Genomic DNA, 25,073 nt, shown 5'->3' with positions numbered 1-25,073 from the left:
CGTCTTATTTCCCCTGCCCTATATTGTTTTTTCGAAAATCAAAAAGTACAATATCCTAAGCGGTAGCCACCACCTTTGGTCTTCGCACCAATAGCATGCTACCCAAGGAAAGGAGTCCGCATATGGCAAGACCTACGAACATAGGCCAAACCGTATCCTGTACAAATCCTCCGATAAAATTGGCGATAGGCACGCTCAGTATGGTCGATATAAAGCCATTGATAGCCGCACCAATACCGGCAATATGGCCAATAGGCTCCATGGCAATGGAACGGAAATTGCCCCATAGAAAGCCCAGACATAAAAACTGCACGAACAGAAATGCCACTAAAATCGGTACACTGGGGTTCGGTCTTCCCCAAAACAAAACCACATAGGTCAAGGCAATTATACAAAATGCCGTCATAGCCATAAAGGCCAGTTTTCGCATGCCAAAACGAACCACCAAAGTTCCGTTCAAAAACGTAGAAAGACCAACGGAACCCGCCAGTCCGGCAAATATATATGGGAAATTTTCCACTAGCCCGTATTGATCTTCAAAGACGTGCTGTGAAGAGCTCAAATACACTAAAAAGGCGCCCGTTACAAAACCGGAAGCAAACGTAAAGGCTATGGTTTCCCTGTATTTTAGAAACTCCTTCAATCCACTGGCAAACACCCCCATAGAAAAAGGAACCTTAAACTGTAGTTTCAGGGTTTCAGGCTGGCGCTTCCAAAACCAGATACAGACCAATAAGCCGAAAAATAATTGCACATAAAATATAGACTGCCATCCAAAGGCATCCATAATCCATTTACCTATAGCCGGCGCCACCACCGGAACAAGGATAAAAAATGCGGTGACAAACGACATAATTTTCGCCATATAGTCTCCTTTATAGGTATCCCTAATTATAGATATGGCAATGGTTCTGGGAGCCGAAAGGCCGATTCCCTGTAAAACCCGACCAATGATCATAACTTCAAGCGACGGGGCCAATACACAGATTACGCTAGCTATGACGAACAAGCCAAAACCAACGTAGACCACTGGCTTTCTGCCATAACTATCCGATAAGGGTCCGAAAAATAACTGCCCTACCCCCAAACCTAAAAAGATCATGGTGATAAGGAGCTGGTTCTTAAGGGGATCCAAACTGTTTATAGTTATACCAATATGTGATAAGGCAGGCAATAAGGCATCGATTGCCAAGGCTACAATAGACATCAATGAGGCCATCAAAGCAATGAACTCGAAATTGGGTCTTACATTCTCTTTCTGCATAGTGCAAAAATAGGTATATCCCCATGAAAGCCGAGGTCGAAAAGTTCATTTTAGATATAAACCTTAATTTGAGTTACAAATATGTATTTTTGACAAAAAATTGAAGAGCATGTTGATAATAGGAATAGCCGGAGGCACTGGTTGTGGTAAAACTACGGTAGTAAATCAGATCATTGACGAACTGCCGGACGGAGAAGTAGGCGTAATATCGCAAGACTCCTACTATAACGACCTATCGGACCTATCACTGGAAGAACGGAGAAAGACCAATTTCGATCACCCGCAGTCTATTGACTTCACCCTACTTGAAGAACATTTAAAACTATTAAAATCGGGGCATTCCATCCATCAACCGGTTTATTCGTTTTTAGAGTGCAACCGTACCGAAAAAACGGTATTGGTGCATCCGACCAAGGTCTTGATCGTTGAGGGAATTCTTATCTTGACCAATTCCCTGCTCAGAAAAATGATGGATATTAAAATCTTCGTACATGCGGATTCCGATGAACGACTGATACGCCGATTGAAGAGGGATGTAAACGAACGCGGATGGAACTTAGACGAAACGCTCGAAAAATACCAATCGAACATCAAGCCCATGCACCTGCAATTTATAGAACCGAGCAAAGAGTACGCCGATATCATCATTCCCAACAATAAGTACAACACGGTCGCCGTCGATATTGTGCGGACCATCATCAACGAAAAACTGGCCTAACAATGGGATTAAAAGATTTAAGACAAAAAAAATGGTTCGGCCTATTGACCAATATGTACGTATTGGTCCTTACCGTTTTTGTAATATGGATGGTCTTTTTCGATACGAACTCCCTTCTTATCCATCTTGAATTGAAAAAGGAAATCAAGAAACTTGAAAAGCAACAAGAATTCCTAAGGCAGGAAATCGCCAATGACAAGAGGATACTTGAAAGACTATCCGACCCAGATGAGCTTGAAAAGTTTGCCCGAGAGCAATATTTCCTCAAAAAAAAGAATGAAGAAATCTATTTGATAGAATACGAAGACAGCCTTGACCTGAAGAAAAAAGAGTAAACGCCCAACTTGGACTTCCGTCATCAGCCGAAATGTTGATAACTATTTTCTACGTATTCCGGTAGTGAATTTCGGTCGAAAAAGAAAGATCAAAGTTAACAAAACATCAAATATAGACATTCGACAAAGGAAGAGCCCCAACAAGTATTACCCTTTAATTATCAATAAGTTAAATACACACACATAATTATAAGGCTTCTTGGTTCGGTCATTTTTTTCCGTCACCGCTTTACCCTATCACTTGATGTGATCGTAATAAATATTCGCTTCATTTCGTTTCTACGAGGCGAAAAAAAGGCCGATGCATTAACGAACTTTAACGAAAAACGGAACAATTATTCACGCGCTGTTAACAAAATGGTTTCAATAGCATTGTAAATAATCGTATTTTTACTCCCTAACTTAGACTGAAAATGGGCAAGATTATTGCTATTGCGAATCAAAAGGGAGGAGTGGGTAAAACCACTACAACAGTTAATTTGGCGGCTTCCTTAGGTGTTTTGGAAAAGAAAGTGTTGCTAATAGATGCCGACCCGCAGGCGAATGCCACATCGGGCTTGGGTATAGATGTTGAAAGTGTAGAGTTTGGCACATACCAACTTCTCGAGCACACTATGAGCGCCCAAGAAGCCATTATTAAAACCGACTCCCCAAATCTAGACCTTATTCCCGCACACATTGACTTGGTGGCCATTGAAATCGAATTGGTAGACAAGGATGAACGGGAGTATATGATGAAGAAGGCCATATCCCACTTAAGGGACAGCTACGATTATGTATTGATCGATTGTGCCCCTTCCCTAGGTTTACTTACCCTAAATGCACTGACTGCGGCAGATGCGGTCATCATTCCTATTCAATGCGAATATTTTGCTTTGGAAGGACTTGGAAAACTCTTGAACACCATAAAAAGTGTACAAAAGATCCACAACCCCAACTTAGACATCGAAGGTATGTTATTGACCATGTTCGATTCAAGGCTGAGACTCTCTAACCAAGTGGTAGAGGAAGTCCGTAAACATTTTGCCGATATGGTTTTCGATACCATCATACAGCGTAATGTACGTCTGAGCGAGGCACCTAGTTATGGGGAAAGCATTATAAAATACGACGCAAGTAGCAAGGGGGCGACCAATTATTTGAACCTGGCCCATGAAATCGTCAAGAAAAACAAAGAAATAGCTTAATGGCGAAAGCAACCAAAAAACAAGCACTGGGTCGCGGTCTGTCCGCACTTCTAAAAGATCCAGAAAATGATATTCAATCGGCAACCGACAAGAATGCGGACAAGGTAGTCGGCAACATTGTTGAGCTCGATGTCGAGGCTATTGAAATGAACCCTTTTCAGCCGCGTTCAAATTTCAATGATGAAGCCCTTAAGGAATTGGCATCGTCTATACGGCAACTTGGGGTAATACAACCCATTACCGTTAGAAAGCTAGAATTCAACAAGTACCAGCTCGTTTCGGGTGAACGAAGATACCGGGCATCACGCTTGGTGGGCCTTACCACAATACCGGCCTACATACGTATTGCCAATGACCAAGAGTCCCTCGAAATGGCACTGGTCGAGAATATTCAACGCCAAGACCTTGACCCGATTGAAATTGCGCTTTCGTACCAACGCCTGATCGACGAAATTCAACTCACCCAAGAGCAATTGAGCGACAGGGTGGGCAAAAAACGCTCGACCATTACCAATTACATGCGACTTTTACGCCTTGACCCTATTATTCAAACCGGTATGCGAGACGGTTTCTTAAGTATGGGCCACGGACGCGCCTTGGTAAACATTGAAAAGAAGGCGGACCAAATAGCGCTTTACGAAAAGATCATAGGCCAAAACCTATCGGTCCGTGAGACCGAACGCGCCGTAAAGGCCTACCATGAAGGCGGACCATCTGAAAAACAAAAACCAAAGAGTACTAAAATACCTGAATTTGCCGAAGGCAATATCAAAAAATTTACTGACCACCTTTCCGTTAAAGTCGCTATTTCCGCATCGGAAAAAGGCAACGGAAAAATAACCATTCCATTCCATTCAAAGGAAGAGTTTCAACGAATCAAAAAATTGATCTTAGGTGAGTAAATCCCTTTTAACACTTGTTTTTATTGCTTTTTTGTCCTTTGCCGTCAGTGCCCAAGAAGAAACGCCCGCCAATACAGAGGTAGACTCCCTTCAATCGGACTTAAAAGAACAAGGTATCGTCGTGGTCGACACCCTGAAAAAGAAAAGAGTAAAAATCAATCCGCTCGCCCCGAGCAAGGCGGCCTTCTATTCCGCCGTTATTCCAGGCTTAGGACAAGTTTACAACAAACGCTATTGGAAAGTTCCCATCGTTTACGGTGCCATTGGGGCAGCCGTTTACAGCTATACTTGGAACAATAACAATTACCAACGTTTCCGAACAGCATTTAAAAGACGAAGGGCAGGTTTTACCGATGACGAATTCTATGCAAACCCTAGTAACCCAAGTAATGTGCCTCTTCTAGGATTAGACGATTTACAGAGTCAGCAAGAACGTTTTCAAAATCAAAGAGATTTATTATTGCTCGTATCCATTGCCCTATATGCCTTAAATATTGTAGATGCCAATGTAGACGCGCACTTAAAACAATTTAATATCGATGACGACTTAAGCTTCGATATGCAACCCTTTTTAGATTTAGATCCCGTAACCAATAATCCCAATTACGGTATGGCACTTATCATTAAATTTTAATATTCTAAATTTAAACCAGTTACATCTTATTAACCTAACAAGAACACAAAGTGAAAATAGCACTATTCGGATACGGAAAAATGGGAAAAATGATCGAACAGATCGCCCTGAACAGAAATCATACCATCGTTGCCAAAGTTGATGTCGACACCGTAGATATCGATTTTTCGGAAATGGATGTGGCCATTGATTTCAGCATGCCCTCGGCCGCTTATGGCAACATCACCAAATGTTTTGAACACGGCGTACCCGTTATCTGCGGAACCACAGGTTGGCTGGACAAATACGATGAGGCCGTGGCTCTATGCAAAGCTAAAAACGGGGCCTTTATCTACGCTTCGAACTTCAGCTTAGGCGTAAACGTCTTCTTTGAACTCAACCGATACTTGGCCACCATGATGAAAAACCTAGACCAATACAAAGTGTCGATGGAAGAAATCCATCATACCCAAAAACTTGACGAACCCAGTGGTACGGCAATTACCTTGGCAGAAGGCATAATAGACAATACCGAATACAAGGGCTGGAAATTGGAGGAAGCCGGTGATACGGAAATTCCGATCACTTCTAAAAGAGTGGGCGCCACCCCCGGCACCCATAGCATTGATTACAGCAGTACGGTCGATTCCATCGAAATCAAACATACCGCCCACAATCGCGAAGGTTTTGCCCTTGGTGCGGTAACCGCTGCGGAATGGATTGTTGGAAAAACCGGTATTTTCACCATGAAAGACGTGCTCAACCTTGGTTAACAACAGGGGGTACCAAAAATTAATTACGCTTATTTAGCTTAAAAAAACTTACTGTTCATTACTTTACATCGATTTTGATCGAGTATAGAACTAATAAAACAAACAAATGGACGCAACACAATGGTTACTTTTTATTCTGATCGTTCAGATTATCCATTTTGCAGGAACTTGGAAACTATATGTAAAAGCAGGTAGAAAGGCGTGGGAGGCGGCAATACCGGTCTACAACGCCATTGTACTGATGCAGATTATCAATCGTCCGAAATGGTGGACCGTACTTTTGTTCATCCCCATTATCAACCTATTGATGTTTCCTATAGTTTGGATCGAGACAATCCGAAGTTTCGGTCGCAATAGCACGGCCGATACTTGGTTGGTGATTCTAACTCTTGGGTTTTATATCTATTACGTCAACTACGCCCTAGATGTAAAATACATCGAAAACCGTAACCTCCACCCCCAGACGGCTACCGGCGAATGGGTAAGTTCCATTGCCTTTGCCATAATTGCAGCTACCTTGGTCCATACCTATTTCATTCAGCCCTACGTGATTCCGACACCTTCATTGGAACGTACTTTGCGGGTAGGAGACCTTTTGTTCGTCAGCAAGTTCCATTATGGGGCCCGAACCCCAATGACCACCGTGGCAGCACCCATGGTACACGATACACTGCCCCTACTCCATGTAAAATCATACCTCGACAAACCCCAACTCCCGTATTTTAGGATTCCGGGGTTCACCAAGGTCGACCGAAACGATATTGTCGTCTTCAGCTGGCCTGCAGATACGGTACGCCAATTTTTTAAGAAGGAAAAAGGGGTCAGAAAGCCTATCGATAAAAAGTCGAATTACGTCAAACGCTGTGTGGGCATCCCTGGTGATTCACTCGCCGTTATAGACGGATACGTCTACATCAACGGCAAGCAACTACAGCTTTCCGATAGGGCCAAACCTCAATATGACTATGCCCTCTACTCTAGCAAAGGGGTTTCCTCCAAGCTTCTGGAAAAAGTGGATGCTACCGGTTACGACCGAAAGTATATCATCAACTCACTGAACCAACAACAACTGAATGCCATTCAAAAATATGTTAGAGGCTACAGACAAAGAAATGATGGTAAACTAGAAGTCTTCACCAAATATACAGGTATCCCCCAGTCAGTGGCACGTAAAAACGCCATTTCAATGGTGGAGGAAACCGCCCTGAAACGTATCGTTCCCCTGACCGATGAAATGGTCGAAGTTTTGAAAAAAGAAGCTAGCCTTGATTCCATCGTAAGAATCGTTGAGAAGAAAGGGGTTGCCGGAGGAAACATTTTCCCACAGAGTCCTGACTATCCTTGGAACTATGATCAAATGGGCCCGATTTACATTCCCGAAAAAGGAGCAACGGTATCCCTAAACCTCAAGACCTTACCGCTTTATAAAAAAATTATAAGGGACTACGAAGGCAACACCCTAAGTGTTTCAGGAAACCAAATCATTATAAACGGACAGGCAACCGACAAATACACCTTTAAACAAGATTACTATTGGATGATGGGTGATAACCGCGATCACTCGGAAGACAGTAGGGCCTGGGGCTATGTTCCTGAAAACCACATTGTAGGTACTCCTATATTTATATGGCTGAGCGTTGACAACTTTAACGATGGCATTCTTAACTGGAAACCTAGATGGGACCGTATTTTTACAACGGTAAACGGTGAAGGCGAACCTGTTTCTTATTTCAAATACTTCCTAATAGCCTTGGTCGCTTATTTTGTAGGAAGTTGGTTGTGGAACAAAAAGAAGGCTAAAGCTTGATTTTAAACCCCTTTTTCAAAAAATAGGCCTGCGATGATTTCTTTTAAGGATGCTTTCGACCATGTTTTACGGCACACGCCGGATTTCGGAAACGAAACGGTGGCGCTCACGCACAGTACTGGAAGAATTCTTGACGAGGATATTAGGGCCGACAGGGATTTCCCCCCATTCCACCGATCAACCAAAGATGGCATTGCCATTGCATTTTCAGCTGTTGAAAGAGGTGAAGATCGCTTCAAGATCGAAGGGGTTCTTAGTGCAGGCATGCCACAAAAAAACCTGGCTTCAGACCATAATTGCCTCGAAATTATGACGGGGGCCGTACTTCCAAAAGGGGCCGACACCATCGTAATGTACGAGGAAATAGAAATCCATGACGGATGGGCTACCCTCACCAAAACGCCAAAAAAAGGACAAAACATACACCAACAGGGCAGCGATGAGCAAGAAGGCGCCATCCTATTAAAAAAAGGAAGCCTTATTTCCGCAGCCGTAATCGGGGTGTTGGCCTCGGTAGGAAAAACAGAAGTATCGGTTAAAAAACTTCCAAAAATCTGTGTTGTTTCTACAGGAAACGAACTCGTGGAAGTAAACGAAAAGCCCCTCCCCCATCAAATTCGAAAATCGAACGCCCTATCATTGGCATCAGCCCTTGAAAAAGTGGGCATCGCACCTAGCCTCCTTCATTTGCCCGATGAAAAGAACAATATAGAAACCAAGCTGGCCGAGGCGCTCTTGACGTATGATATTCTTATGCTCAGCGGAGGGGTTTCAAAAGGAAAATTTGATTTTATTCCAGAGGTACTCGAGGCTTTGGGCATAGAAAAAGTATTTCATCGTGTTGCCCAACGCCCTGGAAAGCCGTTTTGGTTCGGAATCCAAAAGGAAAAACAAAAAATTGTCTTCTCCTTCCCTGGTAACCCCGTTTCAACTTTTGCCAACTATCACGTATATTTCTTGCCTTGGCTTAATAAATGCTTGACGTTAGAGCCCCAAAGGCAATCCGTTATCTTAGAGGAACCCTTGCATCCCCACCCTTCCCTCACCTTGTTCGTTCAGGTGACCACAAAATGGGATCAAGGACGAATCTTGGCCCTTCCCATTAAAGGCAATGGCTCAGGTGATTTGGTAAGCTTGGCCCAAGCCGACGGGTTCGTTTGCGTACCGGCAGGTGATAAAGAAATAGCCAAGGGAAGTGTATTGGACTTCTTTCAGGCCTCATAAATAAAGTTCCTCAATTTACAACATACCCACAAGCCTAAGCCTTAAAGGGGATACTTCTCATGATACCCGACCATTAATTCTACAATCTTACCATAACTCTTAATGCCATCCTTTTGTTGGTTGGCCTTTAAGAAGGTATTAAAAACCGACTTGAATATAGGTTCGAAAGGGTTTACGTATTTTAAACTATGCTCATAGAGCTCCCGGTAGTTTTCTTGAACCCCAAAATTCAACTTGGCATAAAGCTCTTTGAACAGGGCTTCGTCAGAACGCCTTACAGCACTCAAACAATGGCTCAGGGCATAAGCGGAAGCGGAATATTGAAAATAGATATCATCATTCCTTAGGGTAACCAGATACCCGATAAAATTGGTTTCATTCTCCTTACTATACCCCACTTGATGCCCCACTTCATGTGCACTGACCACCGGAAACCGGAACAAGGGCGTAGTTGCATTTACTTGGGCTTCATTGGTAAACGGATTCAAATACCCCCCGATACCCATATAACTGGCAAGCGTACTGAACATAGATGCCTTAAGACTGCTATGCCGATATTCTAAAAAAGGATATTCTTGCTGTAATTGCCGATAACCATCAACGGTCTTCTCAAAAACCTCCTCACGACTGTAAGGCACCTCCACTCGCTTTGTACTGTCAGCAGTCAGTTTGAATTGAAGTTGATTTGTCCTTAAAATCAATCTTTCGGCCAAGTCGATCACTTCTGAGGTTTGTACGCTGTCACGTATGGCAAAGTTTTCGGCAATGGGCTTTCGATAATAGTTCAACCCCCACACCAGATTAAAGGTGAAATAAAAGACCGACAGCACTACGACTACGTTCCTGAGGAACAAGAGGGGCCGTTTTTTTATTTTTAATCGGCTCTTGTAAAGGTAGCGCAGCCCCAAAACAATGAGCGAGGCATAGAGTATGTCGCCGATTGAAAAGGGAAGCCACCCAAAGAGTATGCGGAAAAATTGACTTATGGGCGGATAAATACCATTACTGTAATAGGCCTCGACCAAATCAGGCCTCCCTCCCAACCATGCAACCAAAAGAATCTGCGGAAGTAAACTTAAAGCTATTCCGTTTTTTAATTTATCCTTCAAAAATTCAAATTAAAGATTACCAAAACCAATTTTGTGTCGACACGTTTTTACTGAAGTACCGCATAGGCACTTTATCGTTCGTTAAACATCAAAATTAACCAATTATCGCCCATACCAATTTTTGACTACGTATTTTTGCAAAAAAAATAACAACGTATGAACGAAGCTATAAGAGAATTGATCCCCGTATCGGTCTGGAACAAGTTTGCCGACCTAAATGCGGTACCGCGCCCCTCTAAAAGGGAAGAGCGGGTAATCAATTTTATGATCGATTTTGGAAAATCGCTAAATCTCGAAACTTTAAAGGACAAAGTCGGTAATGTAATCATCAGGAAACCCGCCAGTAAGGGAATGGAAGACCGAATGACCATCACCTTACAATCCCACCTAGACATGGTGCACCAAAAGAACAATGATACCGACTTCGATTTCGACAGCCAGGGTATTGAAATGTTCGTCGATGGAGACTGGGTCAAAGCCAAGGGAACCACCCTCGGTGCCGATAATGGTATGGGGGTAGCCGCTATAATGGCCTTATTGGAAAGTACCGATATCGCCCATCCACCGCTAGAAGCCCTTTTTACCATAGATGAAGAAACAGGCATGACCGGGGCTATGGGACTTGAAGGAGGGATATTACAAGGAAAAATCTTATTGAACCTCGACACCGAGGAAGACGATGAGCTCGACATAGGATGTGCCGGAGGAATAGACATAACAGCAACCCGACAATACAGTGAAAAACCGGTACCACGTGCCAGTGCTGCCTATAAAATTACGGTTAACGGACTTCAAGGTGGCCACAGTGGCATTGAAATACACAAGGGTCTGGGCAATGCCAACAAAATCATGAACCGTGTACTGTATACCGTTGGAAACAAGTATATGTTACGTATTTCCGAAATTGACGGGGGTAGCCTAAGAAACGCCATCCCGCGAGAAAGCGTAGCCACCATAGTACTCTTAAAAAAGCAAAGTGAAGCTTTTGAAGCAACCATAGAAGAATTAGGGGAAATCATAAAAAAAGAATTGAACGCCATAGAGCCCAAGCTAAATATTGCCGTAGAACCCACAAAACTACCCAAGACGGTAATGGGACTCGGTTCTCAAGAACGGCTCTTACAAGGTATCTACGCAGCCCACAACGGAGTCTATGCCATGAGCGCCACCATACCAGGACTTGTAGAGACCTCAAATAATGTGGCCCGTGTTTTGGTCAAGGACGGAGAGGTTAAAATCGGATGTTTGACACGGTCTTCCGTCGATTCGGCCAAGATGGACCTAGCGAATGCCCTTAAGTCTACCTTTGAACTCGCCAAGTGCGATGTTGAATTAAGCGGTACCTACCCCGGTTGGACCCCGAACCCCAATTCAAAAATATTAAAAGTGGCCGAAAACAAATACACGGCCTTGTTCAACGAAAAGCCAAAAGTGGCCGCATGTCATGCGGGACTGGAATGTGGAATCTTAGGCCAGAATTATCCCGACATGGATATGATCAGTTTTGGACCTACCATTCTTGGCGCCCATTCACCGGATGAACGCGTTAGTATTTCTTCGGTTCAAAAATTCTGGAAATTCTTATTGAGCATTTTGGAAGAGACTCCAAAAGCATAAAAAAAGGGGCCTGTCGTTTGACAGGCCCCTTTTTACAATATATCGACCATAATTAAACTTTCTGCAAATCGGATACTTCTTCCGCCTTCGGATTGGGACCATATTGGTTATCGCCCTTTTCGCTGTCCGTACAGGCTAAAATCAAATTGTAAATAGGCACTAGGATAAACCACCCACTCTTACCCACATCATGCATACGACGTATGGCCACCGCTATACTGGGAATCAGAACACCAAAGGCGTAGACCATATACAAGAAGCCAAGTGCAGGTACTTCAAGGAGGCCAGCTAAAATCAACAGCCCGTATGAGATAAGCGAATTGAACAAAAAGAACATCCAATACTCCTTTCTTCGCGCACGACCTCCAAAGCCAGCGTAGTTTTGTAAAACTTTTAAATACCAATTCATAGGTTATAAGATTTAGGGTTTATAGATGCTTCAAACGGAGATCTATGCGAAGTATTATGATTTTTTAGACGAACTGCACATAAAAGACAAAAAACTTGGCAGTTAGCACAAAAAACAGGGACAAGGTGCTTGAATCCCTTGTCCCTGTACCACTAAAGACGATAAACAACTATAGTTTAAGAATAGGGCCCTACCGTTTTGAACGCGCAGGCACAAATGCCTAACAAAGCCCTTTCTGACTATGCTTTGATTCAATCCACGTCTTTCTAAAATTTAGGATTCTTCGCCAATATTTCGGCACGGACCATACGTCCTGATTGGGTAAGCTGGCTTTCAGACCAACCGCCTTGACCGCTCGCCCCTGGCCTAAGTGCAGCCGAACTTTCCTCTTTATCGGCTATCGACCAATTACACCAAGAAATAGAATTATCATCTAAGAACTTCCACCATTGCTCTACCGATTCTACATCGATATAACCATTGCCCGTATATTCGGTTACTCCGTATTCAGTTACGAACAAGGGTATATTATTGTCTATGGCCACCTGTGCCGCATTACGCAAATCTTCTTTATGGGAAGAAGCATAGTAATGCAAGGTATACATCACATTGGGATCATTAAGTTCGTTCCCTACCACTTCGTTTACGGCTTGAGACCAGTTTCGCGTTCCACAGACCACAATATTATCAGGGTCGTACTTTCTAATTTCAGCCACTACCGCTTCATGGTATGGTTTTAACACCTGTGTCCAAGAAACCCCCAAAGGCTCATTGTAGGTTTCATAAATAATATTCGGATGCGATCCGTATTTTTCGGCCACTTCGGCAAAGAAACGTTTGGCCTCGTCAAGATGATCTTCGGCGTGATGGCTGTGCCAATCTACCAAAACATAGATCCCTTCTTCTATGGCCGCTTCAATTACCTCAAAGACCTTTGCCTTTTCCTTTTCTGGATTGGATAGATAACCATCTGAGTCCTCAACCCCCATAGAGGCGCGTACAATGGTTACGTTCCAATCATCTTTGAGCCATTTCACGGCCTCCTTGGTATAGAATTGGCCCATCCACTGGCTCCAGAACAAAGACATACCCCTCAATTGTACTTTTTCACCATCTTGGTTTACCATAAACTTCCCATCTACACTAAGCTGCCCGTACTCGGCAACCACCGTGCTTTTTGAAGTATCGTCGCCATCATGGCAATCATCGGTTTCTTCAGAAGGCACATCTTCCGCCTTGACCGTAACATCGTCTTCTACCAAGACCTCCTCGGTATCCGGATTCGGGTCACATCCAACCAAAACCATACATACAACAGCACAAATTAATTTAATCATTTTCATAAATTCTACTTTTTAAATTATTAGGTTAAGTTCATATTACTAAAGGCCAGTCTGTTACCTTACAACCAGCCTTTAATACCACAATAGTTGTACGTATATACTTATGTTTTTGGATTTTCAAAGCATAAAAAAACCCGCTTTATGCGGGTTTTTAACTTTTCTTTAAAACAGCTTATTCAGCTATACCGGTGATTTCCAGGTCAAATACCAAATTTGAATTTGGTGGGATGGGCCCTGCACCTTGTTCCCCATAACCGAGGTGTGACGGAATGAAAATTCTGACCTTGTCCCCTACCTTCATATTTAAAAGTCCTTCCTTAAAACCAGGAATAAGGGCGGCATCAGGACTGTATTCCATAGGTATCGGCTCGTAACCTCCTCCTTGCTTCCTTCTCTCATCGAATTGGTTGTATTTGGTAGCCACTTCTTCATAATTGCTATCGAACAAAGTTCCATCCTCTAAGAAACCGGCGTAGCGAACCAATACTTGTTGCCCAGTTCTAGGCGTATCTCCCCCCCCATCTTTGGTTCTCATAATTTTCAGACCACTGGCCAATTCTTCAGCCTCGGCTTTTTGCTTTTCGAGTTCGGCCTTAAATTCACTTTTCATTTTATTAAAGGCGGCAATCAGTGCTTCCTCTTCGGCAAAATAATCGGTCATGACCTTAACGGCATCGAATTTTTTGGCCTCTTTACCATTCCTCACGATTTCCACACTGGTCATAACCACGTCTTCCAAAGGTCGATCTTGGGTCATTCGGTCTTGGGAAGTCTCGACATTGGCAATGGAATCCACAACATCCAAACCTTCTATCACATGACCGAATACGGTATGTCTTCCGTTTAAAAACGGCGTTTCCTTATGGGTGATAAAAAACTGACTCCCATTCGTTTTGGGTCCGGAATTTGCCATAGATAGTATCCCTTTTCTATCGTGTACCAAAGAATCGTTAAACTCATCCTTGAACTTATAGCCAGGATTGCCCCTACCGGTACCCGTAGGATCGCCCCCTTGAATCATAAAGTCTTTGATCACCCTATGGAATATGATGCTATCATAAAATTTCTTTCCCTTTAGGCTATCGGTAACAAAAGGGTTTTTTCCTTCGGCCAAGGAAACGAAGTTTGCTACGGTAACCGGTGTTTTCTTGTACTCCAATTTTACAATAATATCACCTTTAGTGGTATGTATATCGGCAAAAAGACCATCGCCCAATTCGGCATATTGACTTTTACAACTGGCTAGCAATACGGCTAGGGTAATCAAGTAATAGAATTTTCTCATGTTTTAATTCTTTGTTTATAATTTCTTTTGTGATTTAATATTTATGGGGATTACTCGGCCGCTTCTTGGTCTTCCTTTTTTTCGATTTTCATTACCGAAACGGTTGCCTTGACCGGCACGTTGATTCCGATCCTATCGTTATCGCCATGATAGCCGTATGCCAATGACGAGGGGAACAAAAAAGTAGCAGTCTCTCCCTCCTTTAGCATTTTTACGCTGTTACGCAAGCCTGGAAACAATTCTTGCTTATCTACTTTGTATTTTAAGACCCCTATATCGTCCATACTATAAATGGTATCGTTATTAAAGCCGACCAAGTTATAGCTCATCACCACCAAATCATCGGTTTGGGGCGTATATTCGTCGGTATCGTTCTTAACGTCATAATAGAACCACGAGCCGCTGGCACTATGGGCATATTCGTGTACCGTATCGCGATCGATAATATCTTGGATCATCTTCTCTTCTTTGGCCAAAAGCTCTTTGCTCCGTTTTACCGATTGCTTAAAGAAACTGCCTGACTTTACCTCTACAGGTCTTCGAGCTTCAGGGCCTCCACAACCGACCAATACGATTAAAAATAATACACTTACGATTCTCATGCCGTCAATTGCTCTTTATAGTTCACTAACAAAGACTCAAAAAATAAGGCGGTCTCCTTAAGGCTTCTGTCACTCTTTCCTCCTGCCGCATTATTGTGTCCACCGCCTTCAAAATGGGCCCTGGCAAACTCGTTTACCGAGAAATCTCCAATAGATCGAAAGGAGATTTTTACAATACCTTCTTCTTTGTTTTCAATAAAAATAACCGCAAATATAATACCTTCAAGCGTAAGTCCGTAATTCACAAACCCCTCGGTATCGCCTTTTTGGTATTTATGGGCGTCAAGTTCTTCTTGACTTAGGGTAATATATGCAGTTCTGTACTGATCCAAAATCACCATATTCTTCAAGGCACACCCCAAAAGATGGAGTCTCCCCGGTGTATTCGTATCGTACACCCTATGGTGTATCTGTGTATTTTCGGCGCCTTTGTCTATTAAATCGGCCACTATACGATGGGTTCTTCCGGTAGTGGACCTAAATTTAAAAGAACCTGTATCGGTCATGATTCCCGTGTACAGACAATTTGCGATTTCGAGGCTGATCTTATCCACGTCACCCAAAAATTCGATGAAGTTATAGACCATTTCACAGGTTGAACTCATTGAAACATCGGAGTACATGATTTCGGCATAATCAGAAGGAGCCTGATGATGGTCTATCATAACGAAAGGCACCGTCAAATCTTCTAAAACCGACTGCATCTGCCCTATTCGGCCCAAGTGATTAAAATCTAATGTAAAAACTACGGTAGCCTCGGCAATTTTATCCTTCGCCTGGCCATTTTCCCTTTCAAAATTCAAGATATTCTCGTTTCCGGGCATCCATTTTAAAAACTTTGGGTAATCATTGGGCGCGATAACAACGGCCTCTTGCCCCCTGTCGGTCAGGTAGTGCCATAGGGCCAAAGTTGAACCAATGGCATCACCATCGGGGTTCTTATGCGGTACGATTACGATTTTTTGCGGTTGGGAAAGTAGTTGCTTAACCGCTTTTATAGACTCCAAATTCATGCTTGTAAATATACAATTTAATAACGTAGTCCTTTTAAGACAATCGCTTATTTTTGTGCTAACGTACAAAACGAAACCATGCGCTACAAATACATCGTCTTTTGCTTGATCTCTATGACCATTGGCTGTAAACCACAAAGCCACACCCCAATGGACAACCCGGCAACCTATTTAGATAGCACCGTTACGGCCGATTTCACCTTGGCCTTCGGCTCTTGCAACAAGCAGGACGAAACCAACTTTCTCTGGGACGACATCCTGAAAACCCAACCGGATGTATGGGTCTGGGGCGGAGATAACATTTATGCGGATACCGACAATATGCAACGGTTAAGAGCCATGTACGAGCAACAGAATACCATAGAAGGCTACAAGAAACTAAAGGAAAGCACTCCCGTTATAGGTACTTGGGACGATCATGATTACGGACTTAACGACGGCGGTGTCGACTTTTACAAAAAGAAGGAAAGCCAACAAGAATTTTTAAACTTTATGGGCGTTGAAAAAAATGACCCTAGAAGAACCCAAGAAGGTGTATATACTTCACATACCTATAACACCCCTCAAGGAAGTATAAAAATAATCGTACTCGACACCCGATATTTTAGAACGCCATTAACGCCCGACACCAAGACCAAGAAACGCACCAAACCGAACGCTTATGGCGACGGAACGGTCTTGGGCGAGCGCCAATGGACATGGCTCGCCAATGAGCTTCAAAATTCGAAGGCCGATTTCAACGTTCTGGTGAGCAGCATACAAATACTGTCGAACGAACACGGCTTTGAGACCTGGGGCAACTTTCCCCATGAGGTCGACCAACTTAAAAAACTCATCGTAGATTCTAAGGCCAAAGGAGTTATGATCCTATCTGGAGACCGACATATTTCGGAATTTTCCAAAACGGAAATTGAAGACCTGCCCTACCCCCTTATCGATTTTACGAGTAGCGGGCTTACACATTCGTATACCCGATTCAAGAACGAACCCAATCCGTTTAGGGTCGGAAAGGTCGTCTCCACAAAGAGTTTCGGCCTCATCCGATTTAACTTTAAAACCAAGGAAACTCACATGCAAATGCTCGGTGACGGCCTAAAGATAATGGGAGAACTACATCAAGCCTATTAAAAGTTGCCTGTTGATGAATAAAACGTATTTTTGCAAAAAATTTTTAAAATGACAACGAACAGAACTTTTACGATGATTAAACCCGATGCGGTTGAAAATGGCCATATTGGCGCTATTTTGGAAAAAATAAGTTCCGCTGGCTTCAAAATCGTCGCCATGAAATATACGCAATTGAGCACACGTGATGCCCAAGAGTTCTACGCGATCCACAAAGAACGTCCGTTCTTTGGCGAATTGGTAGAGTTTATGACCCGAGGCCCTATCGTTGCGGCCATTTTAGAAAAAGACAATGCCGTTGAAGATTTCCGTGCATTGATCGGTGCCACCAACCCGGCCGAAGCTGCCGAAGGAACTATCAGGAAATTGTTCGCTACCGATATCGCAGAAAATGCCGTACACGGTTCCGATAGTGATGAAAACGCTGCCATAGAAGGTTCGTTTCATTTTTCAGGAAGAGAAATCTACTAAAGACAGAACACTTCTTATCAATACAAAGCCCGTAGACATCAATTCGTTGATATTTGCGGGCTTTTATCGTAACACCAGTTTCTTCACCAAGTTTTTGCCCAAGTCTTCATTGAGCATGGTTACGATTTTAGATTTGCCCAAACTTAGCTCCTCACGAAGAACCGACGAAGATAGCGCCACAAAAAGGGTGTCGCCCCGTAGCTCAATGTCGGTGGTATAATTATTCACGCCGTTACCCATAAGTTTACGCCAGGCCTCACGGGCATCTACCTTGTCCATCCCCTTCTGCAAGCGGTTTTCCTTTATAAATTCTTGCAAAGCCTCGCTCATGTTCAGGTTCTCGTTTCTTCTCTTTGCCATCTTTTATTGAATTGAAATAGGTTCAAATCGTTTGTAATCGTAGCGGATACCCTCTGGGTTGACTACCGAAAAGACATCATCGTCTAGTTCAGTCAATAGTTCCGACCACTCACTGAGTTCGGTCTTGTACCGAATGGAAAGACCTTTTCCTTCTTCGACAACGGTAAAAGTTTCCGCATCATCGGAAGTTTCGAAGGTACCGTTCAATTTCGGGTGTACCTTTTTTCTAAATCCTTTCCGGTCTTCGACCTTGATATAATCTACACTGGTATTCACCTTGTACTCCTTGGTGTTTCCGTCAGCAAAAGTGACCCGGGTAATTTCCCAATAGCCATTGAGTTTGTTCAGATCATCTACCGACACCCTAGAAGAGCATCCCAAAAACAAAAAAGCACATCCTATTAAAAAAAATCGTTTCATCCTTATTCTATCAATATTTACAACTTGTCTACAAGCATCACCTTAACCATTCAACCGAAACAGCTTATAGGTCTGATGGATCTGCTTCACCACAGCTTCCGTTCTATCGGCATGGGTATCGCTTATAAAAATCTGTCCAAAATTCTCATTGTTCACCAATGCTACAATATGTGACACCCTATGCTCGTCTAATTTATCAAAAATATCGTCTAACAATAAAACGGGCGTCGTTTTCGATTGCATCTTTATAAATTGAAACTGTGCGAATTTCAATGCGATCAAGAAAGATTTTTGTTGACCTTGACTACCGAACTTTTTAATCGGGTGTCCTGATATCTCAAAGCCCAAATCGTCTTTATGGACCCCTACACTGGTATACTGCAAGGCCTTGTCCTTTTCCACATTACTTTCAAGAAGTGCCAACAAGCCTTGATCCTTTAGCTTGCTTTCATAACGTAGGGAGACCTCTTCGTGCCCTCCGGAAATAGCGACATACTGTTCCTTAAAAATAGGGATAAAACGTTCAAGGAAGCCTATCCTCTTTTCAAAAATCTTGCTACCATAATCGTTTAACTGCTCATTATATACCGATAAGGTATCTTTATTAAAGGTATGGTTAGCCGCAAAATATTTTAAAAGGGAATTCCGTTGGGCCAATACCTTGTTGTATTTCAGAAGGTCTTGAAGATAGTTTTTATCGGATTGCGATATAACACCGTCAATAAACTTTCTACGGGTATCGCTCCCTTCGATAATAAGATCCCTATCGGCCGGAGAGATAATTACCAGTGGCAATAGACCGATATGGTCTGACAACCGATCATAGGCCTTGCCGTTTCGCTTGATCATTTTTTTAGATCCACGTTTTAAACTGCAAACTATTTTCTCTTGACGGTCTTCTTTTTCAAATTCTCCCTCGATTACAAAAAAATCTTCGTCGTGACGAATGTTTTGCGTCGACACCGGATTGAAGTAACTTTTACCAAAGGAAAGATGGTAGATCGCATCGAGCACATTAGTCTTCCCTATCCCGTTCGGCCCCACCATACAGTTGATCTTTGAGTCGAACTCAAAATCTTTGGAGTCAAAATTCTTGTAATTTATAAGGGATAATTTGCGTAAAAACATGTGCCAAATTTCGAATTAAAATAGGGTTCGTTTCGAAAACATCAAAAATAACGAATAAATACCCTTTCGGTTTTCGATAAAACCATTATTTTTGCGCGACCAATAAAAAATAAAATGGCAACATACAAAAAGCGGGGCTTCAAACCGAAAGACAAAGCAGAAGAGCAAGAAGTTACAGAACAGGAAAGCGCAACTGCAGAAGTTTTTAGTACGCTTGACGAAAGCGCCTCTAAAACAGAAGCATGGGTAGCCAGCAACCAAAACTATATTTTGGGGGTAATTGGTGTAGTAGCAATCAGTGTTCTTGGCTATTTGGCCTACGTACAGTTCGTAGAAAAACCAAAAGAGTCGAATGCGGCCAATGAAATGTACTACCCGCAACAATACTTTGACCAAGCATTGAACAGCCCAACAGCAAAAGACTCGCTGTACAACCTCGCCTTGAACGGCGCAGAGGGCAAATACGGCTTTCTTGACATCATCGATGAGTACAGTGGTACAAAAGCTGCCAACCTTGCCAACTATTCCGCAGGTATGGCCTATTTGAACATGCAAAAGTACCAAGAAGCCATTTCGCACCTTGAGGATTTCAAATCTGAAGACGATATTCTAGGGGCTTTGGCCAAAGGTGGACTTGGTGATGCCTTTATGCAATTGGAACAACCCGAAGATGCTTTGGAGTATTACGACAAAGCGATCACCCATAGCAACAACGATTACACTAGACCTAAGTTTTTATACAAGGCCGGTGTTACGGCACTTGAATTGAAACAAAACGACAAGGCTTTGAAATACTTTCAGAAAATCAAAGATGAATATTCATCTTCCGATGAGGCCCGTACCGTGGATGCTTTTATAGGAATGGCTAAAACCTCCAATTAATGGCTACGGCAAATAAGAACCTTTCGGTTTACGATAAAACCAAAATCCCAAATGCGAAGCATCTTCGATTTGGGATTGTTGTTTCAGAATGGAATACCGAAATCACCGAAGGCCTGTACTCCGGGGCTATTGAAGCCCTTTTGGATTGCGGTGCGCTTGAGTCGAATATACTACGTTGGGACGTACCCGGAAGCTTTGAGCTTACCTACGGCTGCAAAAAGATGGCCACCACACAAGAGGTCGATGCCGTTATTGCCATAGGAAGCGTTATTCAAGGCGAAACCAAGCACTTCGATTTTGTTTGTAGCGCTACTGCCCAAGGCATCAAGGATTTGAACGTACAACTGGACACCCCTGTAATTTTCTGTGTACTGACCGACAACAATTTGCAACAAGCACAGGAACGCAGTGGAGGAAAGCACGGCAACAAAGGTACCGAAGCCGCCATTGCCGCCATTCAAATGGCCTGCTTAGGCAAGTAAGTCCTAAACCGCCCCAAACTTTTTAAGTGCACCCTTCCGGATATGTCCGCCTCTTTTGACGCGGTTAACATCTTGAAACTCCAACTCTTCGGGCTACAACAACTTAAAACACTACAAACCAAGGAGTAGATTACTACGTTTTTCTTCAATTCACCTCTTATCGGGCTCTTGTTAACAAATTTTGGCATTGGCAAGACGGCATATTTTTTGATTTTAAGTAACTTTGAAGTTCATGGGAATGCTAAGTAAATTCACGCGCTTAAAGCGCAACAAGAAGTTTGGATACGCCCCTCGTTATTTTGACGATAAGGGAAAAGGCAATCCGTTCAAAATTGAACCAAAATTCGACCAATATAGAAGTACGCTCAATGCCCCAAGAGGACTAAAAGGGAAATTCGGTAACGCCATGGCCGACATGAGACGCCAAGGCGACAACAACCTAAAAATACGTATGGCCATCATTTTGGCCATTTTAGTACTGATCGTACTTTTTATCATCGATTTTGACCTTTCTATATTCTTTCCTAACTAATGGCAGATATCATAAAACTTTTACCGGACCATGTTGCTAATCAGATTGCAGCGGGTGAAGTGGTTCAACGCCCTGCCTCGGTGGTCAAGGAATTGCTTGAAAACGCTATTGATGCCGGTGCCACCACTATAAAACTCATCATTAAAGAAGGAGGGAAAATCCTCATTCAAGTTGTCGATGACGGTATGGGCATGAGTGCGACCGATGCACGCTTGAGTTTTGAGCGTCACGCTACTTCTAAAATACAGAAGGCCGAAGACCTTTTCAACCTGAATACCAAAGGGTTCCGCGGCGAGGCCTTGGCTTCCATTGCGGCGATTGCCCATGTAGAAATGCAGACCAGGCCCGAATCCGAGGAATTGGGTACCCATATCAAAATTGAAGGCAGTAAAATCGTTTTTCAAGAAGCCAGCGTTACCCCCAAGGGTACGTCTATGGCGGTAAAAAACCTGTTTTTCAATATTCCGGCCCGACGGAATTTCCTAAAAAGCAATCAAGTCGAGCTCAGGCATATCACCGACGAATTTCACCGTGTGGCCTTGGCCCATCCTTCGATAGCCTTTCACTTTTACAATAATGGGAACGAGCTTTTCAACCTTCCTTCCGACAATTACCGAAAGCGTATCGTAAATATCTTCGGAAGCCGTACCAATCAAAAATTAGTACCTGTAGAGGAAGAAACTCCGATAGTAAAAATAAAAGGGTTTATTACCAAGCCCGAATTCGCAAAAAAAAGCCGTGGCGAGCAGTTCTTCTTTATCAACAACAGATTTATTAAAAGTCCGTATTTACACCATGCCGTAGTCGCAGCTTTTGAAGGACTGATAAAATCGGACTCTTACCCAGGTTATTTTCTTTATTTAGAGGTGGATCCAAGTTCTATAGATATCAATATACACCCGACCAAAACGGAGGTCAAATTTGACGACGAGCACAGCCTGTACGCCATTTTACGGTCTACGGTAAAGCACAGCTTGGGCCAATTTAACGTGGCCCCTGCCCTAGACTTCGAGCACGACCCAAATTTACAGACCCCATACGAGTTCAAGGACAAATCCGCCGTGCCCCCCAAGGTAACGGTAGATGCGGGCTTCAATCCTTTTCAAGAAACCAAAAGCCCGTCTCCGTCCCCTGCTTCGAGAAGCTATCAAAAGCAAAGTTCCGGCAATTGGGAAAGTTTATACGTTGGCCTTGAGTCAAAAATGGGCACCGATGACGAACCCGGTAGTATCAGTTTTGAATCCGATACTATTACAGGCTCTATCTTTGAAGGTGAAAAAGAAACCACAGAAGCGGTTACCACCACCTTCCAAATCAGAAGAAAATATATTGTAACAACGATAAAATCAGGGATGGTCGTCATAGACCAAAGTCGGGCACACCAAAGGGTCCTCTACGAGAAATTCCTAAAGAACAGTACGGTAAAACAAGGGGTAAGCCAGCAATTATTATTCCCCCTACACCTTTCTTTTTCAAAGTCGGAAATCAATGCCCTCAAAGAAATTCAGGATATTTTGGTTTCCATCGGCTTCATTTTCGAAAACATAGAAGGTGAATCGATTACGGTTACCGGAGTACCCCTATTAGTGGCCGAAAGCGAAGTTGGCATGATATTGGACCAACTGATATCGGATTACCAACAAGAGGTAACCGACGATAGTTTTTCGCATACGGACATACTTTCAAAAACCCTGGCAAAGACTTTGGCGGTCAAAACTGGGGAAACATTGGACAACGCCTCGCAAATTGCCTTGGTAAACGACCTGTTTGCCTGTAAGGAATCTATGGTAAGTCCGTTTAATAAACCGGTATATATTACCATTACCGAAAATGACATCGATAAAAAATTCATATAAATGGGAAGACTTACAGAAGCCATAAAACATTTGCTCATCATCAACATTCTGTTTTTTGTGGCCACCTATTTGTACGGCGACCAAATGTACCAGTGGTTTTCCTTGTGGTTTCCCAAGAACGAGCATTTTGAAATCTATCAAATCATCACACACATGTTCATGCATGGCGGCTTCACCCACATTGCATTTAACATGTACGCCTTATGGGCCTTTGGCACTCCCCTAGAACAGTTATGGGGGCGTAACAAGTTTTTATTTTTCTATTTTTCCGCCGGCCTTGGTTCGGCACTGATCCATACAGGGGTCAATTATTACTATTTTAACGAAGGCATGCAGGCCTTGGTCAATAGTGGTATGACCGAAGCCAACGTCTTAGAGATTATCTCCTCGGGCCAATACAGTCCCGATTGGTACAATATTGCTTCGAAAAGCACCATAGACAATTTCTTATCGGCCTATAGCACTCCTGCCGTAGGGGCCTCAGGAGCCATCTATGGCGTTTTGGTAGCCTTTGGAATGATGTTCCCCAATAGTGAGCTTTTCTTGATTTTCCTTCCCATACCCATTAAAGCGAAATACTTTATTCCCGTTTTAATAGGATTGGACTTATTTTCAGGAGTAACCGGATATAGTCTTTTCGGTCAAGGCATTGCCCATTTTGCCCACATTGGCGGTGCTTTATTCGGCTTTTTAATGATGTGGTATTGGAAAAAAAATCAGTTTAATAACAACCGCTGGAACTAAGATGACGAACGGAGACTTAAAATATCAGTATGCCCGGTTGAGCGTTTCCGAAAAGCTCATAGTAATTAACGTTATCGTTTTTATCGTTATGGGGCTTATTACGGCGCTTATTAGCCCTAGGTTTGAAGAATGGTTCGCCCTGCCCAAAGATTTCTTCGACTTCTTAACGCAACCTTGGTCCATTGTGACCTACTCTTTTTTGCACGGTGGAATTTTCCATATTATCTGGAATATGTACGTGCTCTACGTGGCGGGCCGTATTTTACTTAATCTTTTTGACGGCAGGCGATTCTTGAACATTTATTTTTTGGGCGTTATTTTAGGTGGACTCCTATTTCTCTTAAGCTATAACATTTTCCCAACACTAATAAACATCAACGCTTCCCTTATCGGGGCATCCGCCGGGGTCATGGCCGTACTTATATTTGTGTGTACCTACATCCCCAATCAAGAAGTCCGTCTAATTTTCTTTAACGTAAAGCTCTGGCAAATAGGCCTGTTCGTTGTTCTGATGGATTTGGTACAGATTCCCATGGGAGGTAATGTTGGAGGACGCATAGCGCATTTGGGCGGTGCCCTTCTAGGTTATATGTACGCCAAACAGCTATACAATGGAAAGGACATAGGTGAAGGTTTTTCAAAAATGATAGACGCCATAGCCAACCTTTTCAAAAAAACCGAAAAGAAAGCCCCCATGAAAACGGTGTACAAGAACAGACAATCGACCGCTACCACCTCAAAAGCTAATTACGACAAGCAAGCCCATCAAAAAAAGATAGATGCTATTTTAGACAAGATCAGCAAGTCGGGCTACGAAAGTCTTTCCAAAGCGGAAAAGGACTTTCTTTTCAAGGCCGGCAAGGAAGATTAGC

27 protein-coding genes are annotated in these 25,073 nt (G+C 43.1%); 17 read left to right on the top strand and 10 right to left on the bottom strand.

The window, feature by feature from the left end; genetic code table 11:
* Positions 1 to 55: 55 nt before the first annotated feature.
* Positions 56 to 1,264 carry a multidrug effflux MFS transporter gene (locus BW980_RS06885; RefSeq protein WP_076454188.1) on the bottom strand — a complete coding sequence of 403 codons (1,209 nt, stop codon included), beginning with the start codon at positions 1,262 to 1,264 and terminating at the stop codon, positions 56 to 58.
* A gap of 109 nt (positions 1,265 to 1,373) precedes the next feature.
* Here BW980_RS06885 and udk point away from each other — a divergent pair, with 109 nt between their 5' ends.
* From udk to BW980_RS06845, 8 genes are all read left to right on the top strand, one after another.
* Positions 1,374 to 1,982, top strand: a complete 609-nt coding sequence (gene udk / locus BW980_RS06880; RefSeq protein ID WP_013995042.1) for a uridine kinase — start codon at positions 1,374 to 1,376, stop codon at positions 1,980 to 1,982.
* Positions 1,983 to 1,984: 2 nt separating this feature from the next.
* On the top strand, positions 1,985 to 2,317 hold the full coding sequence (locus BW980_RS06875; RefSeq protein ID WP_013995041.1) for an FtsB family cell division protein: 333 nt from the start codon (positions 1,985 to 1,987) through the stop codon (positions 2,315 to 2,317).
* Positions 2,318 to 2,730: 413 nt separating this feature from the next.
* Positions 2,731 to 3,504 carry a ParA family protein gene (locus BW980_RS06870; RefSeq protein WP_013995040.1) on the top strand — a complete coding sequence of 258 codons (774 nt, stop codon included), beginning with the start codon at positions 2,731 to 2,733 and terminating at the stop codon, positions 3,502 to 3,504.
* On the top strand, positions 3,504 to 4,406 hold the full coding sequence (locus BW980_RS06865) for a ParB/RepB/Spo0J family partition protein (protein WP_076454187.1): 903 nt from the start codon (positions 3,504 to 3,506) through the stop codon (positions 4,404 to 4,406). The genes BW980_RS06870 and BW980_RS06865 overlap by 1 nt, the downstream gene beginning before the upstream one ends.
* Entirely contained in the window at positions 4,399 to 5,040 is a 642-nt protein-coding gene (locus BW980_RS06860) for a DUF5683 domain-containing protein (protein WP_076454186.1), read from the top strand. The genes BW980_RS06865 and BW980_RS06860 overlap by 8 nt, the downstream gene beginning before the upstream one ends.
* Before the next feature lie 50 nt (positions 5,041 to 5,090).
* A complete protein-coding gene (gene dapB / locus BW980_RS06855) occupies positions 5,091 to 5,792 on the top strand; it encodes a 4-hydroxy-tetrahydrodipicolinate reductase (protein ID WP_076454185.1) in 702 nt (233 codons plus the stop codon).
* Positions 5,793 to 5,898: 106 nt separating this feature from the next.
* The gene (lepB, locus tag BW980_RS06850) at positions 5,899 to 7,599 is read left to right on the top strand and encodes a signal peptidase I (RefSeq protein WP_076454184.1); all 1,701 of its coding nucleotides are present in this window, start codon (positions 5,899 to 5,901) and stop codon (positions 7,597 to 7,599) included.
* 33 nt (positions 7,600 to 7,632) lie between these two features.
* Positions 7,633 to 8,823, top strand: coding sequence for a molybdopterin molybdotransferase MoeA (locus BW980_RS06845; RefSeq protein ID WP_076454183.1), 1,191 nt, complete (start codon positions 7,633 to 7,635; stop codon positions 8,821 to 8,823).
* Positions 8,824 to 8,864: 41 nt separating this feature from the next.
* Here BW980_RS06845 and BW980_RS06840 read toward each other — a convergent pair whose 3' ends face one another.
* A complete protein-coding gene (locus tag BW980_RS06840) occupies positions 8,865 to 9,932 on the bottom strand; it encodes a DUF3810 domain-containing protein (protein ID WP_076454182.1) in 1,068 nt (355 codons plus the stop codon).
* A gap of 156 nt (positions 9,933 to 10,088) precedes the next feature.
* On the opposite strand from BW980_RS06840, the gene BW980_RS06835 reads away from it, so the two are divergent.
* Positions 10,089 to 11,549: an aminoacyl-histidine dipeptidase gene (locus BW980_RS06835; protein ID WP_076454181.1), complete on the top strand. Its 1,461-nt coding sequence runs from the start codon at positions 10,089 to 10,091 to the stop codon at positions 11,547 to 11,549.
* A 52-nt stretch (positions 11,550 to 11,601) separates the two neighbouring features.
* Here the strand turns inward: BW980_RS06835 and BW980_RS06830 are convergent, their stop codons facing one another.
* The 5 genes from BW980_RS06830 to BW980_RS06810 all read right to left on the bottom strand — a co-directional run bounded on the left by BW980_RS06830 (position 11,602) and on the right by BW980_RS06810 (position 16,201).
* Positions 11,602 to 11,958: a DUF805 domain-containing protein gene (locus BW980_RS06830; protein WP_076454180.1), complete on the bottom strand. Its 357-nt coding sequence runs from the start codon at positions 11,956 to 11,958 to the stop codon at positions 11,602 to 11,604.
* 266 nt (positions 11,959 to 12,224) lie between these two features.
* Positions 12,225 to 13,301, bottom strand: a complete 1,077-nt coding sequence (locus BW980_RS06825; RefSeq protein ID WP_076454179.1) for a glycoside hydrolase family 5 protein — start codon at positions 13,299 to 13,301, stop codon at positions 12,225 to 12,227.
* Positions 13,302 to 13,473: 172 nt separating this feature from the next.
* Complete coding sequence (locus tag BW980_RS06820) at positions 13,474 to 14,586, bottom strand: peptidylprolyl isomerase (RefSeq protein ID WP_076454178.1); 1,113 nt, start codon at positions 14,584 to 14,586, stop codon at positions 13,474 to 13,476.
* A 50-nt stretch (positions 14,587 to 14,636) separates the two neighbouring features.
* Positions 14,637 to 15,188 (bottom strand): gliding motility-associated peptidyl-prolyl isomerase GldI, encoded by a 552-nt coding sequence (gldI, locus tag BW980_RS06815; protein ID WP_083690396.1) that lies wholly within the window; start codon positions 15,186 to 15,188, stop codon positions 14,637 to 14,639.
* On the bottom strand, positions 15,185 to 16,201 hold the full coding sequence (locus BW980_RS06810) for a DHH family phosphoesterase (RefSeq protein ID WP_076454177.1): 1,017 nt from the start codon (positions 16,199 to 16,201) through the stop codon (positions 15,185 to 15,187). The genes gldI and BW980_RS06810 overlap by 4 nt, the downstream gene beginning before the upstream one ends.
* Positions 16,202 to 16,279: 78 nt before the next feature.
* On the opposite strand from BW980_RS06810, the gene BW980_RS06805 reads away from it, so the two are divergent.
* Both BW980_RS06805 and BW980_RS06800 read left to right on the top strand, forming a co-directional pair.
* The gene (locus BW980_RS06805) at positions 16,280 to 17,329 is read left to right on the top strand and encodes an alkaline phosphatase D family protein (RefSeq protein WP_076454176.1); all 1,050 of its coding nucleotides are present in this window, start codon (positions 16,280 to 16,282) and stop codon (positions 17,327 to 17,329) included.
* Positions 17,330 to 17,377: 48 nt separating this feature from the next.
* On the top strand, positions 17,378 to 17,797 hold the full coding sequence (locus BW980_RS06800; RefSeq protein WP_076454175.1) for a nucleoside-diphosphate kinase: 420 nt from the start codon (positions 17,378 to 17,380) through the stop codon (positions 17,795 to 17,797).
* A 63-nt stretch (positions 17,798 to 17,860) separates the two neighbouring features.
* Here the strand turns inward: BW980_RS06800 and BW980_RS06795 are convergent, their stop codons facing one another.
* From BW980_RS06795 to recF, 3 genes are read right to left on the bottom strand one after another with little or no spacing between them, the layout of a single operon-like run.
* Positions 17,861 to 18,157 carry a DciA family protein gene (locus tag BW980_RS06795; RefSeq protein ID WP_013995025.1) on the bottom strand — a complete coding sequence of 99 codons (297 nt, stop codon included), beginning with the start codon at positions 18,155 to 18,157 and terminating at the stop codon, positions 17,861 to 17,863.
* A gap of 3 nt (positions 18,158 to 18,160) precedes the next feature.
* Positions 18,161 to 18,577, bottom strand: coding sequence for a lipocalin family protein (locus BW980_RS06790; RefSeq protein WP_076454174.1), 417 nt, complete (start codon positions 18,575 to 18,577; stop codon positions 18,161 to 18,163).
* Positions 18,578 to 18,619: 42 nt separating this feature from the next.
* The gene (gene recF / locus BW980_RS06785) at positions 18,620 to 19,705 is read right to left on the bottom strand and encodes a DNA replication/repair protein RecF (RefSeq protein ID WP_076454173.1); all 1,086 of its coding nucleotides are present in this window, start codon (positions 19,703 to 19,705) and stop codon (positions 18,620 to 18,622) included.
* 114 nt (positions 19,706 to 19,819) lie between these two features.
* Here recF and BW980_RS06780 point away from each other — a divergent pair, with 114 nt between their 5' ends.
* From BW980_RS06780 to BW980_RS06755, 6 genes are all read left to right on the top strand, one after another.
* Positions 19,820 to 20,587, top strand: coding sequence for a tetratricopeptide repeat protein (locus tag BW980_RS06780; RefSeq protein WP_076454172.1), 768 nt, complete (start codon positions 19,820 to 19,822; stop codon positions 20,585 to 20,587).
* Positions 20,587 to 21,069: a 6,7-dimethyl-8-ribityllumazine synthase gene (ribH, locus tag BW980_RS06775; protein WP_076454171.1), complete on the top strand. Its 483-nt coding sequence runs from the start codon at positions 20,587 to 20,589 to the stop codon at positions 21,067 to 21,069. The genes BW980_RS06780 and ribH overlap by 1 nt, the downstream gene beginning before the upstream one ends.
* A gap of 238 nt (positions 21,070 to 21,307) precedes the next feature.
* The gene (locus tag BW980_RS06770; RefSeq protein WP_317042186.1) at positions 21,308 to 21,601 is read left to right on the top strand and encodes a riboflavin synthase subunit beta; all 294 of its coding nucleotides are present in this window, start codon (positions 21,308 to 21,310) and stop codon (positions 21,599 to 21,601) included.
* Complete coding sequence (mutL, locus tag BW980_RS06765) at positions 21,601 to 23,457, top strand: DNA mismatch repair endonuclease MutL (RefSeq protein ID WP_076454169.1); 1,857 nt, start codon at positions 21,601 to 21,603, stop codon at positions 23,455 to 23,457. The genes BW980_RS06770 and mutL overlap by 1 nt, the downstream gene beginning before the upstream one ends.
* Positions 23,458 to 24,201, top strand: coding sequence for a rhomboid family intramembrane serine protease (locus tag BW980_RS06760; protein ID WP_076454168.1), 744 nt, complete (start codon positions 23,458 to 23,460; stop codon positions 24,199 to 24,201).
* Between the two features lies 1 nt (position 24,202).
* Complete coding sequence (locus BW980_RS06755) at positions 24,203 to 25,072, top strand: rhomboid family protein (protein WP_076454167.1); 870 nt, start codon at positions 24,203 to 24,205, stop codon at positions 25,070 to 25,072.
* The last annotated feature ends 1 nt before the right edge of the window (position 25,073 follow it).

Source organism: Zobellia uliginosa (genome assembly GCF_900156625.1).
Classification (GTDB): Bacteria; Bacteroidota; Bacteroidia; order Flavobacteriales; family Flavobacteriaceae; genus Zobellia; species Zobellia uliginosa.
This window is presented reverse-complemented; position numbering and strand designations above follow the sequence as displayed.

Coding starts and splice junctions, on each gene's coding strand:
- BW980_RS06805 (WP_076454176.1), top strand. CDS start 16,280: ATGCGCTACAAATACATCGTCTTTTGCTTGATCTCTATGACCATTGGC.
- lepB (WP_076454184.1), top strand. CDS start 5,899: ATGGACGCAACACAATGGTTACTTTTTATTCTGATCGTTCAGATTATC.
- BW980_RS06885 (WP_076454188.1), bottom strand. CDS start 1,264: ATGCAGAAAGAGAATGTAAGACCCAATTTCGAGTTCATTGCTTTGATG.
- BW980_RS06835 (WP_076454181.1), top strand. CDS start 10,089: ATGAACGAAGCTATAAGAGAATTGATCCCCGTATCGGTCTGGAACAAG.
- BW980_RS06870 (WP_013995040.1), top strand. CDS start 2,731: ATGGGCAAGATTATTGCTATTGCGAATCAAAAGGGAGGAGTGGGTAAA.
- BW980_RS06875 (WP_013995041.1), top strand. CDS start 1,985: ATGGGATTAAAAGATTTAAGACAAAAAAAATGGTTCGGCCTATTGACC.
- udk (WP_013995042.1), top strand. CDS start 1,374: ATGTTGATAATAGGAATAGCCGGAGGCACTGGTTGTGGTAAAACTACG.
- BW980_RS06760 (WP_076454168.1), top strand. CDS start 23,458: ATGGGAAGACTTACAGAAGCCATAAAACATTTGCTCATCATCAACATT.
- BW980_RS06810 (WP_076454177.1), bottom strand. CDS start 16,201: ATGAATTTGGAGTCTATAAAAGCGGTTAAGCAACTACTTTCCCAACCG.
- gldI (WP_083690396.1), bottom strand. CDS start 15,188: ATGAGAATCGTAAGTGTATTATTTTTAATCGTATTGGTCGGTTGTGGA.
- BW980_RS06795 (WP_013995025.1), bottom strand. CDS start 18,157: ATGGCAAAGAGAAGAAACGAGAACCTGAACATGAGCGAGGCTTTGCAA.
- BW980_RS06845 (WP_076454183.1), top strand. CDS start 7,633: ATGATTTCTTTTAAGGATGCTTTCGACCATGTTTTACGGCACACGCCG.
- recF (WP_076454173.1), bottom strand. CDS start 19,705: ATGTTTTTACGCAAATTATCCCTTATAAATTACAAGAATTTTGACTCC.
- BW980_RS06755 (WP_076454167.1), top strand. CDS start 24,203: ATGACGAACGGAGACTTAAAATATCAGTATGCCCGGTTGAGCGTTTCC.
- BW980_RS06865 (WP_076454187.1), top strand. CDS start 3,504: ATGGCGAAAGCAACCAAAAAACAAGCACTGGGTCGCGGTCTGTCCGCA.
- ribH (WP_076454171.1), top strand. CDS start 20,587: ATGGCTACGGCAAATAAGAACCTTTCGGTTTACGATAAAACCAAAATC.
- BW980_RS06820 (WP_076454178.1), bottom strand. CDS start 14,586: ATGAGAAAATTCTATTACTTGATTACCCTAGCCGTATTGCTAGCCAGT.
- BW980_RS06790 (WP_076454174.1), bottom strand. CDS start 18,577: ATGAAACGATTTTTTTTAATAGGATGTGCTTTTTTGTTTTTGGGATGC.
- mutL (WP_076454169.1), top strand. CDS start 21,601: ATGGCAGATATCATAAAACTTTTACCGGACCATGTTGCTAATCAGATT.
- BW980_RS06830 (WP_076454180.1), bottom strand. CDS start 11,958: ATGAATTGGTATTTAAAAGTTTTACAAAACTACGCTGGCTTTGGAGGT.
- BW980_RS06800 (WP_076454175.1), top strand. CDS start 17,378: ATGACAACGAACAGAACTTTTACGATGATTAAACCCGATGCGGTTGAA.
- BW980_RS06780 (WP_076454172.1), top strand. CDS start 19,820: ATGGCAACATACAAAAAGCGGGGCTTCAAACCGAAAGACAAAGCAGAA.
- BW980_RS06770 (WP_317042186.1), top strand. CDS start 21,308: ATGCTAAGTAAATTCACGCGCTTAAAGCGCAACAAGAAGTTTGGATAC.
- BW980_RS06825 (WP_076454179.1), bottom strand. CDS start 13,301: ATGAAAATGATTAAATTAATTTGTGCTGTTGTATGTATGGTTTTGGTT.